Origin of the sequence: Psychrobacillus sp. MER TA 171 (assembly GCF_023713305.1) — a bacterium.
In the GTDB taxonomy this organism is placed as follows: domain Bacteria; phylum Bacillota; class Bacilli; order Bacillales_A; family Planococcaceae; genus Psychrobacillus.
Window position 1 is genome coordinate 23909 of record NZ_JAMAWN010000021.1, and the last position, 17998, is coordinate 41906.

Below are 17998 nucleotides of genomic sequence, written 5' to 3' on the forward strand. Positions count from 1 at the left end.
GAGGAAAAACAATGTCAACGAGTAAAACATATAATTTTATTTTTAAAGATGAAAAGATACGAGAGATAGTAGATATATTTTTAAAAAAGGCAAAAGGAACATTTCACAATTTTAACATTCAAGATGCAAGTAAAGTTGTAGACCTTTTACCACTGGATTTAGATATTTATTCTATTACGTGGGAGTTTTTTCAAGAGTTGTTTAATAAAAGCATAGATGAAAAAACAAAAGACGGTGCTTGTAGACTAATCACGGAATTTATAAAAAATGATTGCTACTACGGAAATTATTTAGAAACCGTTGAAACTTTTAAAGAAGTTTTTTTAATATTAGGTAAAGAGTTGTACTGGCTTTTTTCTAATTCACTTCTCCCATATAACCTTATTGTTATAAAAGGAGATTCTAAAAGTAAAAATGCAGGCATTAAAGACAGAACTTTATGTTATAAAAATGATAGTTCTAATCTATATCTTACTAACTTGTTAAAAGATTTTGCTATTCAAAATATTACAGGTAGCAGACTTAAATATCAATTTTACGGTAAATTCCAAACAAGTCTAAACGGCAAATTAATTACTAAAATAACTGATTTTAATTCTGAAACGTTTAAACAACAATACTATTTTTATAAAGAAAATGAAAATAGCACTCATTCCCTAACTTTGCTTAAAAAATTCTATTTAAAACAATTAAATCATCCCGATGGTAAGAACATTTTACATTGGAGAGAAGGTATTGATGGGAATATGCTCCGAGCAGTAAGTTTTAACAAAAATTACGAAATGGGGTTTATCCCTATCCCTTTAAATCCTTTCGATCCTATTCCCAAATTTGATAAATGGTTAGTAATGCCGAACGGTGCTGAAAAGAAAACGACCAAAATAAATAGTTTTTCATATAAACCCATTGATTTCTCTCTTATAGAAATTGAAGATTTAAAAAATGGTCTTAAAGATTGGTTTTGGAATTCTAATGTAGTTATAACTGCAAGGATTGACTATGCACATATTTGTATTAGATTCATAAATTTCATTTTTAATTTACGTAATGAACTTAGCATTAGAAGAATGACGTCAACTACAAATGTTATTGATAATATAACTGTAGAAGAAGCATTCTCGTATGTACAATTCATTAAAACAAATAACAAAAGTCCCCTTCATATTTCGGCTGTCAGATACTTTCTTGCTTATCTTCAAGAGAACAATCTGTATAAGGTTGAACCAACTGTATTTAAGTATTTTGTCATTAAGTCCAAAGAAGTTACAAGCTCCACTAAAGATATTTCCGATGAAAATTTAATAAAAATCGAAGCAAAATTTAAGGAAAATGCACATGATAATTATTTGAATACTCTTTACTATATTATTTTCCATATTGCTATCGCTACGGAATTTAGAATTTCTCATATTATTAATCTAAAAGTGAATTGCTTAAAAAAGGGTGTAAAAAAGGATTATTACTTAGAATCTAATACAAAGGTTTCAAAAGGAAAGGAAGTAAAAGTCCCGATTACTCCCTATACTCGAAGATATATAGAAACGGCAATAAAATTCACTCAAGACGTAAGAGATGAATGCAAAGATAATGCTATTAAAGAACACATTTTCATTCACAATACTTCGTCTTTCAATTTTAAGGTAGTTACTATCAGATCGTTTTCTGACTACCTAAAGCGAATTTGTTTGGAATTAGGTATCGAAGGTTACACAGCAGAAAACTTAAGGGATACCTATATGACTAAAGCCATAGAACATGCCATCAAAAATAACATGTCTGACATGGAAATTAGGGCTTTAACTATTCATAAACAAATTAGCACTACCACTAACCACTATGTGTCTATAAAAATTAAAGATTACCTCGAAGCGACTCATATGGTCGTAATTGGAAATCCTACTATCAAAGGAAATATTATCGGGGAAACCAATCATAAAAACGAAGACCTTGTAAATGACCAATGTGGATATTGTCCTTATGAATCTTGTATCAAAAAAAATGATAATTTAGACTGTTTAATGTGCTCGGGGTTTATAGCCACCATCGATAGAATACCCTTTTATGAGGAAAAAATTCAAAGTATTGAAAATGAAATTAAATCAACTAAACTGCCTTCCGAGAAAGACCGTTTAGTAACCATAAAACGTCTTTATCTTGCTTATTTAGGGAAGTTGTTAGAGTTAAAGGAGTCAACAGGATGAATGAAACTTTAAAAGAACTTCATGGTATAGCGTGGTTATTTCCAGATGAATACGATGAATCGGTGTTACAAGGTGTAACTACAAATAAGATTTTCGAATATGTAAAAAGAATCGATAAATTACCGATTGTGTCTGGTGACATTTATTTTTCAAACGATGTATGGGACTTTAACTCAGTTACACTTAAACGGGTTCCTAAGAGGAAATCTACTTATGATTTTACAAAAGTAGATGTTGCTTATAAAGAACCCATAAAATTTTTTACTCTGGTTAAACTTTGGGAGGATAAAGACAAGATTCAAACAATCTACAGTTCACTTGGGAATATAAAAGATTTTTTGGATTATCTAATTTCAAATTATATTTATTCACTTGAATATGTAAGTTTTCAAACAATTACGAAGTATTTTGATACCAAAACTCACTTAGCACCTACTACGTATCATAGATATAAAACTGCTATTAATGATTTTTTTCAATTTTATTCAAATAACTGCAAGAAATTTGATTGGGATGAAATTAGTAAATTTCTTTCTAAAGTGGATAGTCAAGCTATTCAAGCACACAGAGAATCTAATAAATGGGATACCATCCCAGATGATTATTTTAATAATTTAATATCTTGTTTAACTAAAGTTATGGATAATGAAAGTGCCCAAATTAATGATCGTGGCATTTCTTCAATGATAATTATTCTATCTCAGACTGGATTAAGAAATGGTGAGATTTGTGATATTCCAATAAATAGTTTAGAAACCCTAAAAATCTTAAATGGTACGAAAACTGCTTATCACTTACGATATAAGACAACAAAAGGTGTAAAAGGAAATGGTAACTATAAAGAGGTTAGTACTGTCATGACAGATTTAGCTTGTAGGGCATATTACACTTTAGAAAATATCTATGCGAAAAGAAGAGAAGAAATTAACAGTGATTTACTATTTGTACCTCTAAATACTAAAACACTACCCGTTACTGAAAATACACTATCACGAATGTTAGTCCAAATATGTTTAAAACATGGGAAAGAAATAGGTTGTATCAATGTAAACGAAAAGTATCCTACTCTACATCATAGAGATATAGGAACCATAATGGACCGTAAAGAATTATCTTATATATATCTAAAAGATTATAAACCTATAGATACAATAAGTATTCCTCGTACACATCAATTTAGGGTGAAGTTATGCAACGAGTTAATAAATCAGGGCGTTTCAATTTTTTACGTTCAAAAACATATGAATCATTTAAAAAAGGAAATCACTTATAGTTATCTTAGACAGGAGCAAGATTTAGCCCAGGAAAAAGAATACGCTGAATCTGTAATGAAAATGCTTGTAACCGGAGAAACTGAAATCATGGGTGAAGGTAAGGAAACGCTCATGCTGCGGATCAATGAATACATTGACAAGTCTACATTAAACGTCTCCACCAATTTAGATACAATAATTAGTGAATTAACTAAAGAAATTCCTATAAGAGCTAAAGTCGGCGGGATATGCATTAAAAGTGGTCCAATTAGAGAATGCGGAAAAAGTGATAAAACCGATGATTTATTCTGTGCATTCGGTATGTGCAACAATCTTTTCCATTCATTTTATATGATTGATATTAACTATCAAAAATATACAAATTTATTGAAAACTATTAAATATAATCAAGAAAAGGGATTTAATAAGGCAGCTGTTAAGGAAGTAAATAAATTAAAATGGATTGCCGAAAAATATTTACTTCCTGAACTTTTTGAGTTAAAAAAAGAAATCGAAACTAAAGGTGAAGCTGAGATTAAAGAAAAGTATCCACAGGTTTCTTTTTTTATTGATAACTATCAAACGATATATGAGGAGGTTAATGCATGGTTAACTTAATTGATACCATAAATGTTACCATAGAAAAGATGGGCATTAAATTTGACTTAATTGAACCTAAGATACTTGAACATTTAAAAAAAGTAGAGCAAGTAATAAGTGAGAAGTTCTCTATCCAAGAAGATATACAAAATAATATTAAAAATAACCGTTTATCCATAAATAATATAGCAAGTGATTCAAATATTGCTCGTCAAACTATTTATAATAATGAGCTATTAAAGAGTTACATTGAAATTAGAATTAATAGTTATAATCAATTTGATCCCGGCAAGAAAAATGATAAACTATTAGAACAAATCTCAGTTCTCGAAAAAATGATAAAAAAAATGACTGAACGAGATGTTCAATTAGAATTAACGAGGAGAAAACTAGCTTTAGTTGAAAACGAATTAAAGTTATTAAAAAAAGAGAACATAGAATTACATCAAAGATACAATAACTTGAAACAAGACAAGAGAACAAAAGAAAAAACCGTCTCTGTGGCGGTGTTTAATCAGAAAAAATAAGAAACTGCACATTTCAGCTTGTAACCCCTCTTTTTCATTAGGGGGTTACTCTTGTATAAATTGGATAATTCTTACCCCAACAATTCAGTAAATTTTTCAAACATAAAAGAACCCTTAAGATCCTAGCTTTGCTGGCTTTTTCTATTTGACTACTAATGTATGATTTTTAAACAAACCATTCAAATATATAGATAGATGATATGGTCACATAAAATACCGCTGCTTTCCCTTTATATCGACACAAGAGACTTATTTCACTTTAACAATATGTGTTTTCAGATGTTTGCGGGAAGTTAATCACAAGAGTTTTCTATGTAATAAAATCCAGATTTCTTCATTTGTTGTGCAATATTGTGAATCGGGTTTCAGTCCGTTAATCCCATTATTTTTTCGGTTTCACGTATTAATTCGCTAGGTCTAACATTTAATGCTTCAGCCAAAACAAAAATAGTTGCTAAAGTTGGTTTCCTCATTCCTCTCTCTAACAAACTTATATAAGTTCTGTCTAACTCGCAATTATGTGCTAATTTTTCTTGAGTTAGCAATCGTTTAACTCTAAATGTCTTCAATACGATAGCAAATGCCTCTTCTGTTTTCATATTCTTAATCACCAATCTCTTTTTTATTAATATTCAAAGAGATGTGACGGACAGTCCACGGACTATAGTCTGCAAAAGTTCACTTTCTGTGATATAATTTATAAATCATGAATTTTATCTACACATACAACCTTTTTCGGAGAGTGAAAGTGAAAAATGACGGAAATAGAAGATACAATTGAAACATCTGCATTACCAAGCCAATTAAAAGAATATTTTAAAACAAGTACATCGATTAAAGTGATACTTTCAAAGGATTTACTGGAAGATGTTGTAGATTTGTATGCATATTATCATTCTCTTTACCAATTCGATACATCCGAATTCAGTGCTTGCGTCATCACTTCAATTAAACAATGTACCAATTCTAGTTCATTTTATTATTACCTAAAGAAAATTTTAGAGAATCGCTTAGAAATTAAATCTAAAGATGAATTAAATAGTGAATATGACGACTATAAATACATAAAGATAGAAAAAGATTTTTTAGACAAAAAATTTAAAAAAATCGCTTTAAATTTTATTGATACATTGTTTGATGAACAAGAAACTAATGCTAGAAAAATAAACGCTGATTTAGGTAAATTAGAATTAATCAGCGAATTAATGGAAGATGAGTATTACTTAGAGATGTATATAAAAGTAAAGGAATTAAAGGAGAACTCCCATAAAAATAACGGATAGTCATTTAAAAATGTCTATCCGTTATTTATTATCCTAGTTTATATGGAACCAAGTTTCGTGTTTAATATTAGACAATATTAATTGGAAGAAGGTGTAACAAATGCAATTCTTTGAATATCGTAATATTATTGCGGAAAATTTAATACTCTTTATAAGTTTAAAAGGTTACACGAAAACATCATTTTCTAAAAAAGTTGGAATTTCCCCTTTAGAACTGAATCAAATAATACAAGGAGATACCACTAATCCTATGAATTATGAAAAACTAATTTGTAAAATATCTGCCTCGTTAAGCTTACCTTCTGATTATTTTTTAAGTTCTTACACAGAGAATGTAGAAAAATGGCGTTTTTCTACCTATCATATTGATAATGTTATTAAAGTTGACAGAAGTGAATTGGTACAAACTCTTCTTAATGATTTAGAGGAATTATTAACAGTTGCAGCATTTTACATTACAGAGGAGAAAACACAAAGATCAGAGTCAGATTCAATAGTATTTGCTCCCTTTTATACAATACGTCAACTAGCATGTTATTTTGGCGTTTCTATTACAACTATTAATAATTGGATTAAAGAAGGAAGATTTATAGGCGTGGAAAGAACGGAGAAAAATGGACAAGCTCAAATTAGTGCAAATACACTCTGGAGGGCTAGAACGGGAAAACTATATCCCATTTCTCTAATCATAAATGATTGGGAAACTGGACAAGAAAAAAAGGAAGAAATCAATTTAATACTAATGAAGTGACATTTTTAATTGAACAGATGGCTATTTACGAAAAAAAATATGATGGAGTGTTTGAGAATACATTGGGATTAAAAGTGGATACGTCGCCTGAAGAAGAAACTGATGCTGAAGTTTGGTCCTATTTGAGAAAAAGGTTTGAAAATTTAAATGTAGATTAAACTTTGTACTTAAATTTTTTCTATTACATAAATAAAAAACTTTTCATATCAGGAAAATGAAAATCACTAAACAAGAAATAAACCTCATTAAATTTATTCTTTCTGTTCTCTAAAAAACACAACATACCATCTTATAATATGGTATCAGACCAACGACTGGATTCATTATCAATCTCCTCCTAATCCTTTAGCTTTGCCAGTTGCCCCTAATCCTCCATGCAGTGTCACAGCTTCGCTTGTTATACGAGATCTCAGTCCCAACCAGCCTCAATCATGTTTCTACAAGGAGGGGGTGAACGGTTTAGTTGACGGGGTCAAGCCCCACGGGCAGGTACGTTCTACCCTGGCTACTGTTATAATAAAACCATATAAAAAATAGTCAACCAGATTTCTCTGGCTGACCTTATAATACGAAGGGGCAGGTTAGTGAGAATAAAAGAAGATGAAACAATGCAGTTGTTTATCGGTCTTATAGTAGCAGAGCTTCATTTTTTCGTTGCTTTTTTTGTTTGGAAAAAAGGATGAGTATTGCGGACAATAGAGCCAGTAAGTGCGGGATAGAGAGCCACTGGTTAGGAAAGCACAAAATAGGGACCCATTTTGACAAATGATTGTTCAAAATGGGTCCTTATCCAGAAGATTTAAGTTTGGTTTCTATAAAAAAGATTGATTATTTCGGAAAGCGAATCTTTAACTAAAGCACTCGTTAGTTGAAGAAGCACCTTCTCATTTATTACACATTATCTACGAACTATGACACATTCTTTACATATTATAAACACTCAATTAAAATTGGTAAGTGTTCTTATAAGGAGTGGAAATATGTTTAGAAAAATATGGATTAATTTACATTGGATTGCTTTGTCCATTTTATTATTGCTTGTAATCCCAATTGCCATAATGAATAATTTACATACAATTGACGGTGGGCAAATTGGGCATGACATCATCATGGTTTCATTAAATATTTTTTTTACTTGGCTTCTATTTAGAAATAAAGATGCTAGATATGAAGATGCAAGAAAATAGAGTTGTTGCTCATTATGGTTCATGTGCGACACAAAAAACCCTTTTCTTCTTCAACTAAACTGCCCCTTTAGTTCAATAAGAAAAAAGGCTTTACTCCTTCTTGAAGTAAAGCACCCGTTAATTTAATATGATTCTCTAAATAAAATATAACTCCAAACAAATAAAACAATAGATAATATAAAATATAAAGTTTTAGCGACCCAGTATGGAAGTTTATCAAATATCCAAAATAACCCTTCAACAATGAATGAAAGTATTAATGATTCATTTATCCCAGTGCCTGTGCCCTCTTCTTTATGGATTTTCTTGTTGTGTCTAAAACCTAAAACAAAGAAGCCAATCCCAAATAATCCAACTATAACTGCTTCCCACAAAATTATTACCTCAATTCCATCAATGGTGTTAATGTACCTGTTTTTCACCTTATTAAACTAACCTGCTTACGTTAGTTTAAGTGAAAAGAATCACAAAATTCTGTTATCACTATTTTTTTTATAAACTCATTTTACACTGTAACACTTAATCAAGTAAGTCCTTTTACAATGAAATCCCTTCTTAGATAAAAATCCAAAGGGGAAAAGCTTCACGACTCTGTTTTAAATATCGCATATTTTTATCAAACATTATTATAAATAATAGATCTGTATTCAAAATGATCAAACTTTATTTCAAAGCCAAATATGGAGTTGAAAACGGCTTTCGTTCCATACAAGAGGATATTCTATTATAGTGGCTTTCCAGTCCGCAAACGCTGGCTCTTTTCTTCGCAAAGCCTGGCTCAAAACTCCACACAAGTGGCTCAATTCATCTGCAATCATCAAAGGAAAAGTACAAAATTTTAGCTCGGGTAGCTTTAGTAAAAAACCAGTATCCAAGTAAATGAGCCAGGAGAAAACATCCTAGCTCGTTTTTTATGTGTATTTCTATCAACCTTTACCGTTTTACATAGCTAATAAAAAACACGCTTAGAGCGTGTTTTGGTGTCTCATATTACTATGCTTTACGAAGCTTGTTCGTTATTTTATGTCATCCAAACTTCGCTTTCCATTTATCTATCATCTTCAAGAATTCTTTATTTTTCTTAACCATTTTAGATTCCACGGGAAACTTCGTTTGTCTATACATAACCGGCCATTGTAATTTACTACTTTGCTTTTTGTCCACTTGCTCCCCCCAGTTACTTTCTTCTCCAGAACTGATACCATTTTTTCTTTCATTTTCCAATTCTGCCGTTGCAATTTGTTTTTACCCTCTTGATTAAATCTGGTAGCTTCCAGCAACCTACGATCTCGCTCATCCAATTTAGTGGCTATATATTCTTGTTGTTTTTGTAGTTGATCACTTCTTCAAAAGAATATCTTTAATATTATCAATTAAACAAGAAAATAATATCTTCTTTTTCTGTTATATCTAATGCATTTTTAAGAGCTAAGGTTTGGTAATAATGTGTTGCTAGAGGAGAATCTAGAAAAACAACATCCTTTCCTATTACCGAAAATACTTCTCGTTTAATCTCCTCCAAATTCACACTAAAAAATTCTTTCCGATTATTAATCAAATTCACGCGATTAGAGGTAAATACAGTATGTAGATGATTCTCCAACCTAGGGGCATCATCAGTTAAAATCATAGCATGAACATCGTATTCAAATGGTACAGAAGCCCCGCTGAGTTCTTTAATTCGTTCAAGAGGCTCTAATCTTCGAGTCATACCAATCTTATATACATTTTCTCCTAGCGTACCAATATTTGAGATAATATAAACATATCCAGATTTCCCTATTAAGTGTCTTTGGTTTACTTCTTCACGCTTTTTATGCACTAAAGATAAAGAGTCTTCTAATTCTTTAATTTTATTTAGCAGTAATTCATTTTCTCCTTTAGACTGTGCAAACTCTCTATTTACACGATTTAAATCTCTTTCAATTTCTTTTTCACGTGTGCTCAATTCCAGCAATTTATCTTTAATCTCTTGTTCAACTTTCTTTCTTTCACGTTCTTCTTCCCTTAATGCTCTTAATTTTTCTTTTTCATTTTGTTCAAATATCTTTAACTCATGAATCAGCTTTAATTCTTCTAACTTTAGTTGATGAAATTCTTTATTTATAGATAATTCATTCGTTCGGTTCAGTTTATTTATATCAATAAAACACTTATTTAATCTATTTTCAATACTTTCAAAGTTAAAATGTTTTAATGAGGAAATCGCATTATCACATTCTGTGTTATAAGAACGGATCATAGACTTAATATTCAAATTAGCCATTTTCCTACCTTCTCGAGCACTACCATTTACAGTCCAGGTTGTACCTTCATGGACTGCATTTTTACTTTTAATCATCTCTTTTTGATGTTGATTGTTTAGAGACAGTTGAGTTTTATATTGCTCAGTAGTATTAAAAGAAAAAATATTTTTATAAAAAGCTACTTCTTGTAACTTTTTTTCTTCTCTAGCTAGAATTAGAGATTTTTTTACTTTAATATACTCTTGAAGTACAACATCTTTGTTTCTTAATTTCTTTTCTAACTCCTCTAACTTAAGACTACCTTGGGCGAACTCTTCTTTCTGAAGTTCAATTTTTTCTGTTAAATCCTGAAGTAATTGTCGTTCTATAATTGTAGCCATCTCGTACTTCTCTTTACTCATCTTTTCAACTTCAAGCATTATTTTATTGTGTTCACTTTGTAATCCGCTATTAATATCTCGAACAAGAAAATTCTCTTCTTCTAATTTTCTTATGTCACTACCTAATTGGGATAGATAATTAGTTTTATCTTGTATTTCAGCTTCTAGTGCCTTAATTTTTATACTCAAAGAAACAATCTCAGAATTTCTACTGTTTATTTCAGATTTAATCATACCTTCAAGCTCTAGTTTTATATCATTATGATTGTCTATTAATAAATCATGTTCTTTTGTTAATTTCGATAATTTATCAGCTTTTATTTTTAAAATATCTTCATTTCCAGATATAATTTGTTCCAAACTACTGATTTTTAATAAAGCTTCTTTATATTTTTTTTTGCTTACAAACATGTAAACCCTCCTTGGTTACAGTATTATTGTTCTAATTAATTAGAACAACTAGGTAGTTTAGATACACCTAAGTGTAAATGATTTCCTAATGTATGTCTATTAGCTGCAAGTTGACGAAATCTATTCAATAACCAAATATAAGGCTATGTTGAAGATAAAGTTGGATTTAAAAATGCACATAAAAAATGAGCTAGAAAATGTATCTCCAAGCTCATTTTGGTTTTTTGAAGTATAACAAAAACAGGGTAAGGTAACGCAAACAGAGCCCTTAAAGTATTTTAAACCAGCTTTTAAAAATTTTAAGTCTGAAACAACAAGTTATAATTACTGTCGGCTGAGCCTATTACTTTTGGCTATGTTAAGGGCTGTATCTTGCAAAATCATAATACATAAGATTGCAATTGCAAGTACACAATGTTGCAACTTGACATGGAGCCTCTGCAGGCATGAGTACCAAGCCATGAATCCAGCTATATCAAGGGCTGGCTCTGCCGGCAAAGGCTATCATGCCCACCACACCATGTAAAGTTATAACGCCAAGTTTGATTGCAATACTATGTACTTTCATTTTGCACTACACAAGGGCTTAGGTTGATTTTTCGTGAGGTGGTTTTGTTTGTGAAATGTTACACTTAAACTAACTAGACAAGTTAAATAAGGGGGCGAGTACGAAGATGTAATAGCAGCTGAAGAAAGTAAGCTAGCGGAGTGTGTAATGGAGTTTTGTCCAAGGCGTTATAGTCTATGGGCATTGGATAAGGCAAAAAAACTAATGGATTCTGCCTATCGAAATCCATTTCAAAAAGTGGTGTATCACAATCACTTGATCAATCTTCAAATGTATATTGAAATGCTTTTTCAGTAACAAGGACACCTTTCGGAGTTGGAAATTTCGTATAGTAACCTTGGCAAACGGAGAAAAGATCGCTGCCACGATAATCTCTGAGATTGGGAAATCGAGCGGTTTAATCACCCCAAAAAACTAGTTGCCTTTGCAGGAGTAGATCCAAGTGTTCATTCAACAGGTAAGTTTACTGCTATAACCAATCGTATTACTAAACGAGGTTCTAGTAGATTACGCCATGCTTTGTATCTTGCCGTATTATGCGGTATCAGAAGTTCAAGAAACAAATAACTGAAAGAATTCTATGATAAGAAAAAATCAGAAGGTAAGCCTGCAATAACAAACTGCTTCATTGGATTTATGCTCTATTAAATAGCAAAGAAACTTTCCAAGATATAGCGTAATTAATGGTTACAAGTAATTAAGATAAAACCTTCCAGAAGGTTTTTGGAGGGCTATTTCATGCACAAAATAATATAACATAAGATTAATAGTAATATTATAGAAAAATATTGACATCCTATTAGCTGGTTTAGTTGAATATTCGTCCTCCGAAAAATAATTTTTCCCCTTACAAAAAGCCCTAAATATATATGAAAAATAGCCCTCTTTTGATCATGCTTGTTCAAAAGAGGGGCTAAAATTTTCATATTAGAATTTACTAACTACTTTTTCTATAGAAAGAAGGCGTTGTGAATTATTGTTCCATCTTAAATAAAATAATTAAGTAAGCAAAAAATAACAGTCTCAGCAGCTAAAGGACCTTAGTATAGAGTATTGACCAGATTTGCCAAAAAAAAAAAAATAACAATCCTCTTCTATAAGACTATTCTACATTTAAAATTTTATAGCACAAAAATTAATGCTTCAAAACCTGTTCAATATAGTCTTTGTGTACTTGATAATACTCCGGTTTAAGTGTCTGTTTATAGTCAGTCAACTGAATCACATTTCTAGCTTTATTCTCAAAACCTGTTTCTCTTTCCGTACCTATGATAAATTGTCCACTTGTATTTGTTAGTTCCGACATTATCTTATCAATATGTATTAAATTTTCATCATCTTGTCCTTGCTGATTTGGGGTATCAACTACTAACCAATTGAAAACTCCTCTATTTTTTTCAAGATTATATAAATATAGTGCAATATGATATGCATAAATAAGTCTAGGTAATTCACTTCCTGTATTATCAAGAACTTGAACGAAATCTCTTAACTTTAAAAATGATTGTGGAACATTTAATTTATCTAGGATTCTAGTATATATTATCTTGAATTCCTCTCTTACCTCATTTGCTCTCTTTCTCGACTCAAAAGTCTTTAAATCCTCTGTTTTTAATTCTATTTCGCCTAATTCTTTATTAATACTAGCTTTAATTATGCTTTGTTCATCTTGACTAATTTTAATAAATTCTTTTTTCCCTTCAATTTTGTACGTATTTGCAATTGAAATACCTTGCTTTTCTTTTTCTAAAATAATTTTCTTATTTCGTAAGTCTTTATTTGTCTGCGATAATTCACCAGTCAAGTTATCAATTTCATTTCTTATTTCAGCCACTTCTTTCCGATACTCCTTGACTAGTTCATTACCTGTTTGAATATCCTTAATAATCTCTGTGCGTTCTATTATTGTATTATCATGATTGGTACCACAAAATGGACAAATTATATATTCATCTTCATTCTGTGCAAATTTATGATCATCCTCTAATTCACCTATTGTTTTTTTAAGCATCTTTAAAGCCAAATTTCTTTCATAATGTAAATTTTTTGCTTCAGATAATCTCTCAGTTAATGAAGCTTTATTTCTTTCTAAACTCTCTAATTCTGAAACTATACTTTTCATTATATCCAAGTTCTCACTTATATTTTTAGAAGAATTATGGGTGACTGAGATAGTAAGATTAATATGTTCTAACATTTCATGATAATGTTTTAATTTTGCCTTTAAATCCTCAATTATTATTTTAGATAAGTTTATTTCTTTTTTTAATCTATAATATTCCTCACCCTGAAAACCTATGACAAATTTATTACTAAACTCTTTCCAATTTCTTATGTACCCCATGTTTGTAAAACTTTCAGCTATTTTATTCCATCCTTTATCTTGATCTATATATTGAAACCTCCATAGAATTGGGGTAGTTACATTGACAGGTTTTAAATCGTTAGTAATGAAAGGAATGTCAATATTGAAGATTTCTATAGTTAGATAATCGCAAAATTCGTGAAAACTACTGGTATCTATTAAAATAGATTCTAATTCAACTATTAAAAATCGTTTTCCATGTCTTATTATTTCAAATTTCCTATCCCCATATTTAAACTCCAATAAAAACCAATCAATATTATTTTTCCATGAGGGCTCCATTTTCACTTCACAACCTAATGTATAGAAAATACTTTTTATTATAGAAGATTTACCTGTTTTATTCTTTCCAATTATTATATTCATTCCTGTTTTAAAATCTATCTCTCTAGATTTTTTTTCTTTTTCGCTTATTACTATTAATTTTTGTATAATAAATCGATTCATTATTTGTCTCTTCCTTTTGTAGTCTTATTTTTCTAATCAACCGCTTGTATTCAAAAATTTTTTTATCCCAAGATTCTTTCATAAAAAATTGCCTCCACTAATACTTTGTTAAAATTATCGTGTCTAGAATCGACAGCTTCAAATAACATATGTACTTGTTTAATCAAGTACGGTAATTCTTCTATCCTTTCATAGTAAACAATTAAAACTTCATCAATAATTTTAAAAAGCTTTGTTGTTGTATCTTGATATAGTACATCATTAATATCAAGTAATTTACGTTGGTGTTCCTTAAGAGCTCTAATTATTAATCTCCTTTGTTGAATCGGTATATATTCCTTCAATGAACTTTCTATTTCTTCGTATACTTTCTCTAATGTGTTAGTTTCTTTCATAATTTCTTTTAATCTAAAAAAAACTTGTGATGAAATACCTTTTTCGTCAGATAATCGCTTATAACTTATAGGAACTTTGATTTTATGTTTACTTTTTTTCCTCACCTCTTCAATAATATCTCGAAGAATTCTATTACTATTGGAAGTATAAATATCTTTATTATCTAGCATTTGAAAAAACTCTCCTGCAACTACTTTTTCATAATTTTCTAGTGATAAATTACCATGATATAAGAATGTACTTTGAACAAATTTCTCAAAAGTCTCTTCAAACAAAATCGAATTTAACTCTGGATACTCTAACAACATTGCATCTTTAATTGTATTATAGGTGTCTTCACTTTCTACTTTCAAAAGCTTGTTGTCTTCAATAATGGCCTGCCAAGTAGCCACTGTATCATCCATTCCAATATTAGATACAAAATGGCATTTACTACACTCTGAATTGAATTTTAAAAAATTATAAAATATAAATCCTAAAAAAGAATGTTTATAGTCTCCTGTTCTTCTCTTGGTTCTGTTAAACAACCTTGCAATCGTCCACTCTTTAAACTTGCTCGATGTTTTTATTTGAAAAAATTCTGCACAATTATTAGTAGTATCAGTTTTAGCCATATCATCATGAAATTCACAAAATATCAGATATTCCTTATTTAACTTGTATTCATTTATCATATGATATACGATCCAATGTGCTTGATATTCAAACCTGTTGTAACTTTCTGAACCAGCTTGCTCTCTTAATTCACTTTCTAAAATTTTCTTCACACCTTCACACACCCTTACTAGTCATTATTTTCAAGTTTGAGTTCTCTTATAATAGTCTATAAAAAATGAATTTGATAAAGTATCAATTTTGTATCCATATCCATTTCATTGATTTATCAAGAATTTGCTAATCCAAAGTTGTATTTCTTAACAAGGGGGACATATTTATTACTTCAAAAACCACGATTAAACTTTAGAATTATGAAAAATAAAAATATAAAACTTTTAGTAAAATACTAACTTTCCTCTTTCTCGATTGTTTACCTAATTCGACAAACATTCAAAAACCCCTTTTTTAATAGATTATTTGCAATGTCATATTAAACTATCTATTCACTTTTCCAACATTTTCTCTTTAATGAAAAAAGTTTGTATGGTTCTTAAAATGTCTTATAACATTGTGTCTCGACAGTGCAAAGTTGGTGTTTGTAAATGTAATACATGCTAGATGCATGTTTTAATATTAATTTAATTTTAGAAAGTAAAAGGGCAATACTACATTTTCCAAGTAGCATTGCCCTAATTTTTTATAGCAGAATTAAATAACTTTATTTTTAGAGAAAAATCTTAATAATTTTGTATCACCTTATCTTAGTTATACTTTAATGATTTTTATCTAATCATATCTAATAATTCTTCTTCAGTAAGAATTTTAATACCTAATTCTTGTGCTTTGGTAAGTTTACTACCAGCTTCTTCTCCTGCTAAAACATAAGAAGTCTTTTTCGATACACTGCCAGAGACTTTTCCGCCATAACTTTGAATTAACTTAGCTGCTTCATCTCTTTTCAAAGTAGGTAAAGTTCCCGTTATCACAAATGTCTGACCAGAAAATCTATCATCACCACTATTATCTTTGGCTACTTTGGAATTAAGATTAACGTTCGCATTTTTTAATTTTAAGATTAACTCTTGATTCTTAATATCATTAAAGTAATTCAAAACACTGTTAGCAATAGTTGCTCCGAAATCAGGTAATGATAACAACTGTTCAAAAGTTGTATTTCCAATTTCATCAATATCAGAAAAATTCATTGCTAATACTCTTGCAGTTTGTTTTCCAACATTTTTTATCCCTAACCCTGTAATTAATTGGTCTAAATCATTATCTTTTGACTTTTCAATAGCTCTTAAAAGTTTATCCGTTGATTTTTCTCTTCCAACTACACGTTTTTCTATAAGTTCATCACGATGGTTTTTAAGGTAATATATATCTGCAATATCTTTGATATAGCCTTCTGATACAAGTGATTCAACAGAACTTGGTCCAAGTCCCTCTATATCCATTGCACCTTTAGAAGCAAAATACACTATACCGTTCAAATGTTGTGCAGGGCAATCTTTATTGATACAGCGTGTATCAGCCCCATTTTCATCTCTTACAGTAGGTGAATTACAAATAGGACAAGTAGTTGGAATTGTATATTTCACAGCATTGGCTGGTCTTTTCTCAGGAATACTTTTTATTACTTCTGGAATTATATCCCCAGCTTTTTGAATAACTACTGTATCTCCAATTTGAATATCTTTCAAATTTATAAAATCTTGATTATGCAGAGTTGCTTTTGAAACGTCTGTTCCAGCTAACTTGACTGTCTGCAATATTGCTAAAGGAGTTAATCTTCCTGTACGACCTACCTGAATCTTAATATCGTTAATAACCGTTTCTTTTTGTTCTGGTGGATACTTATATGCAATTGCCCATCTTGGTACTTTACTTGTACTTCCTAATATTCTTCTGTCGTTTAAGTTATCAACTTTAATAACTGCACCATCAATACCAAAAGGTAAAATGCTTCTTTCTTCACCAATTGAAGATATAGCTTCCCACACTTCATCTGCTGTAGAGCATACTTTATAATTAGGTATTATAGGAAATCCTTGAGTTTTCAACCACTCAAAAGTTTCAGTATGATAAGTAAATACTTTACCTTCTGAAATTTCAAGATTAAATACAAAGATATCAAGATTACGTTCTCTAACTATTCGAGAATCTAACTGCCTTAATGAACCTGAAGCTAAATTTCTTGGTGTTTTATACTTTTTACCACCTTTAGTTTTCTCTCTCTCCAATATCATTTCAAAAGACCTATTGGACATGTAGACTTCTCCACGCACCTCCAAGTATGGTAATGCTGTTGGAATAGTTTTAGGTATGTTCTGGATTTCTAATACGTTTTCATAAACAGACTCCCCAATTTCACCATTACCTCTCGTTATACCTTCAGTTAATTTTCCATTGTGATATCTAAGCATTACTGTTAAACCATCGATTTTCATTTCTACTACAAATTTAGGATTAACAATTTGAGACTTAACCTTCTCCACAAAATTGTATATTTCCTCTTTTGTAAATGCATCTTGAAGACTTATTACTGGGACATCATGTAATACTTTTCTTAGTTCACGCTTAACATCTCCTCCAACTTTTTGAGTAGGGGATTCAGGATTAAAATACTCTGGATGTTCATTTTCTAGAATTTCTAATTCATTAGCAAGTTGGTCATATTCATAATCAGATATCTCAGGCTGTGCTTTCTCGTAATACAAATCATTATGGTATTTAATTATTTTACGTAACTCTTCAATTCTTTCTCTCACACTCATGCTAATACA

The 17998-nt window shown here is 30.2% G+C and carries 14 protein-coding genes and 1 pseudogene; 8 read left to right on the top strand and 7 right to left on the bottom strand.

Annotated elements, in window-relative coordinates; all coding sequences use genetic code 11:
• The first annotated feature begins 11 nt into the window (after positions 1 to 11).
• The 3 genes from M3627_RS16075 to M3627_RS16085 are packed head-to-tail and all read left to right on the top strand — an operon-like array spanning position 12 to position 4581.
• Complete coding sequence (locus M3627_RS16075; RefSeq protein ID WP_251556554.1) at positions 12 to 2201, top strand: site-specific integrase; 2190 nt, start codon at positions 12 to 14, stop codon at positions 2199 to 2201.
• Positions 2198 to 4072: a tyrosine-type recombinase/integrase gene (locus M3627_RS16080; RefSeq protein WP_251556555.1), complete on the top strand. Its 1875-nt coding sequence runs from the start codon at positions 2198 to 2200 to the stop codon at positions 4070 to 4072. Before M3627_RS16075 ends, M3627_RS16080 begins: the two co-directional genes overlap by 4 nt.
• Positions 4060 to 4581: a hypothetical protein gene (locus M3627_RS16085; protein ID WP_251556556.1), complete on the top strand. Its 522-nt coding sequence runs from the start codon at positions 4060 to 4062 to the stop codon at positions 4579 to 4581. Before M3627_RS16080 ends, M3627_RS16085 begins: the two co-directional genes overlap by 13 nt.
• A gap of 365 nt (positions 4582 to 4946) precedes the next feature.
• Here M3627_RS16085 and M3627_RS16090 read toward each other — a convergent pair whose 3' ends face one another.
• A complete protein-coding gene (locus M3627_RS16090) occupies positions 4947 to 5180 on the bottom strand; it encodes a helix-turn-helix domain-containing protein (RefSeq protein ID WP_251556558.1) in 234 nt (77 codons plus the stop codon).
• Positions 5181 to 5336: 156 nt separating this feature from the next.
• On the opposite strand from M3627_RS16090, the gene M3627_RS16095 reads away from it, so the two are divergent.
• The 4 genes from M3627_RS16095 to M3627_RS16110 all read left to right on the top strand — a co-directional run bounded on the left by M3627_RS16095 (position 5337) and on the right by M3627_RS16110 (position 7802).
• Positions 5337 to 5864, top strand: a complete 528-nt coding sequence (locus M3627_RS16095) for a hypothetical protein (protein ID WP_251556560.1) — start codon at positions 5337 to 5339, stop codon at positions 5862 to 5864.
• Between the two features lie 100 nt (positions 5865 to 5964).
• Positions 5965 to 6615 carry a MerR family transcriptional regulator gene (locus M3627_RS16100; protein WP_251556562.1) on the top strand — a complete coding sequence of 217 codons (651 nt, stop codon included), beginning with the start codon at positions 5965 to 5967 and terminating at the stop codon, positions 6613 to 6615.
• A 17-nt stretch (positions 6616 to 6632) separates the two neighbouring features.
• Entirely contained in the window at positions 6633 to 6773 is a 141-nt protein-coding gene (locus M3627_RS16105) for a hypothetical protein (protein ID WP_251556564.1), read from the top strand.
• An 822-nt stretch (positions 6774 to 7595) separates the two neighbouring features.
• A complete protein-coding gene (locus M3627_RS16110; RefSeq protein WP_102782466.1) occupies positions 7596 to 7802 on the top strand; it encodes a hypothetical protein in 207 nt (68 codons plus the stop codon).
• Between the two features lie 122 nt (positions 7803 to 7924).
• Here M3627_RS16110 and M3627_RS16115 read toward each other — a convergent pair whose 3' ends face one another.
• The 3 genes from M3627_RS16115 to M3627_RS16125 form a co-directional block, all read right to left on the bottom strand.
• Positions 7925 to 8224, bottom strand: coding sequence for a hypothetical protein (locus M3627_RS16115; protein ID WP_251556566.1), 300 nt, complete (start codon positions 8222 to 8224; stop codon positions 7925 to 7927).
• Between the two features lie 604 nt (positions 8225 to 8828).
• On the bottom strand, positions 8829 to 9026 hold the full coding sequence (locus M3627_RS16120) for a hypothetical protein (RefSeq protein WP_251556567.1): 198 nt from the start codon (positions 9024 to 9026) through the stop codon (positions 8829 to 8831).
• A 145-nt stretch (positions 9027 to 9171) separates the two neighbouring features.
• On the bottom strand, positions 9172 to 10839 hold the full coding sequence (locus tag M3627_RS16125; protein WP_251556568.1) for an SNIPE associated domain-containing protein: 1668 nt from the start codon (positions 10837 to 10839) through the stop codon (positions 9172 to 9174).
• Between the two features lie 670 nt (positions 10840 to 11509).
• Here M3627_RS16125 and M3627_RS16130 point away from each other — a divergent pair.
• Positions 11510 to 12087, top strand: a pseudogene (locus tag M3627_RS16130) (transposase); the annotation flags it as partial.
• Between the two features lie 455 nt (positions 12088 to 12542).
• Here M3627_RS16130 and M3627_RS16135 read toward each other — a convergent pair.
• The 3 genes from M3627_RS16135 to ligA form a co-directional block, all read right to left on the bottom strand.
• Positions 12543 to 14219 carry an SMC family protein gene (locus tag M3627_RS16135; RefSeq protein WP_251556569.1) on the bottom strand — a complete coding sequence of 559 codons (1677 nt, stop codon included), beginning with the start codon at positions 14217 to 14219 and terminating at the stop codon, positions 12543 to 12545.
• A gap of 62 nt (positions 14220 to 14281) precedes the next feature.
• Entirely contained in the window at positions 14282 to 15382 is a 1101-nt protein-coding gene (locus tag M3627_RS16140) for a dsDNA nuclease domain-containing protein (protein WP_251556570.1), read from the bottom strand.
• A gap of 612 nt (positions 15383 to 15994) precedes the next feature.
• Entirely contained in the window at positions 15995 to 17989 is a 1995-nt protein-coding gene (gene ligA / locus M3627_RS16145; RefSeq protein WP_251556571.1) for an NAD-dependent DNA ligase LigA, read from the bottom strand.
• Positions 17990 to 17998: the final 9 nt, after the last annotated feature.

What these genes read in the sequence shown, in the direction of transcription:
- ligA (WP_251556571.1), bottom strand. Translation starts at nt 17,989, where the DNA reads ATGAGTGTGAGAGAAAGAATTGAAGAGTTACGTAAAATAATTAAATAC.
- M3627_RS16135 (WP_251556569.1), bottom strand. Translation starts at nt 14,219, where the DNA reads ATGAATCGATTTATTATACAAAAATTAATAGTAATAAGCGAAAAAGAA.
- M3627_RS16085 (WP_251556556.1), top strand. Translation starts at nt 4,060, where the DNA reads ATGGTTAACTTAATTGATACCATAAATGTTACCATAGAAAAGATGGGC.
- M3627_RS16125 (WP_251556568.1), bottom strand. Translation starts at nt 10,839, where the DNA reads ATGTTTGTAAGCAAAAAAAAATATAAAGAAGCTTTATTAAAAATCAGT.
- M3627_RS16105 (WP_251556564.1), top strand. Translation starts at nt 6,633, where the DNA reads ATGGCTATTTACGAAAAAAAATATGATGGAGTGTTTGAGAATACATTG.
- M3627_RS16080 (WP_251556555.1), top strand. Translation starts at nt 2,198, where the DNA reads ATGAATGAAACTTTAAAAGAACTTCATGGTATAGCGTGGTTATTTCCA.
- M3627_RS16095 (WP_251556560.1), top strand. Translation starts at nt 5,337, where the DNA reads ATGACGGAAATAGAAGATACAATTGAAACATCTGCATTACCAAGCCAA.
- M3627_RS16090 (WP_251556558.1), bottom strand. Translation starts at nt 5,180, where the DNA reads ATGAAAACAGAAGAGGCATTTGCTATCGTATTGAAGACATTTAGAGTT.
- M3627_RS16110 (WP_102782466.1), top strand. Translation starts at nt 7,596, where the DNA reads ATGTTTAGAAAAATATGGATTAATTTACATTGGATTGCTTTGTCCATT.
- M3627_RS16075 (WP_251556554.1), top strand. Translation starts at nt 12, where the DNA reads ATGTCAACGAGTAAAACATATAATTTTATTTTTAAAGATGAAAAGATA.
- M3627_RS16100 (WP_251556562.1), top strand. Translation starts at nt 5,965, where the DNA reads ATGCAATTCTTTGAATATCGTAATATTATTGCGGAAAATTTAATACTC.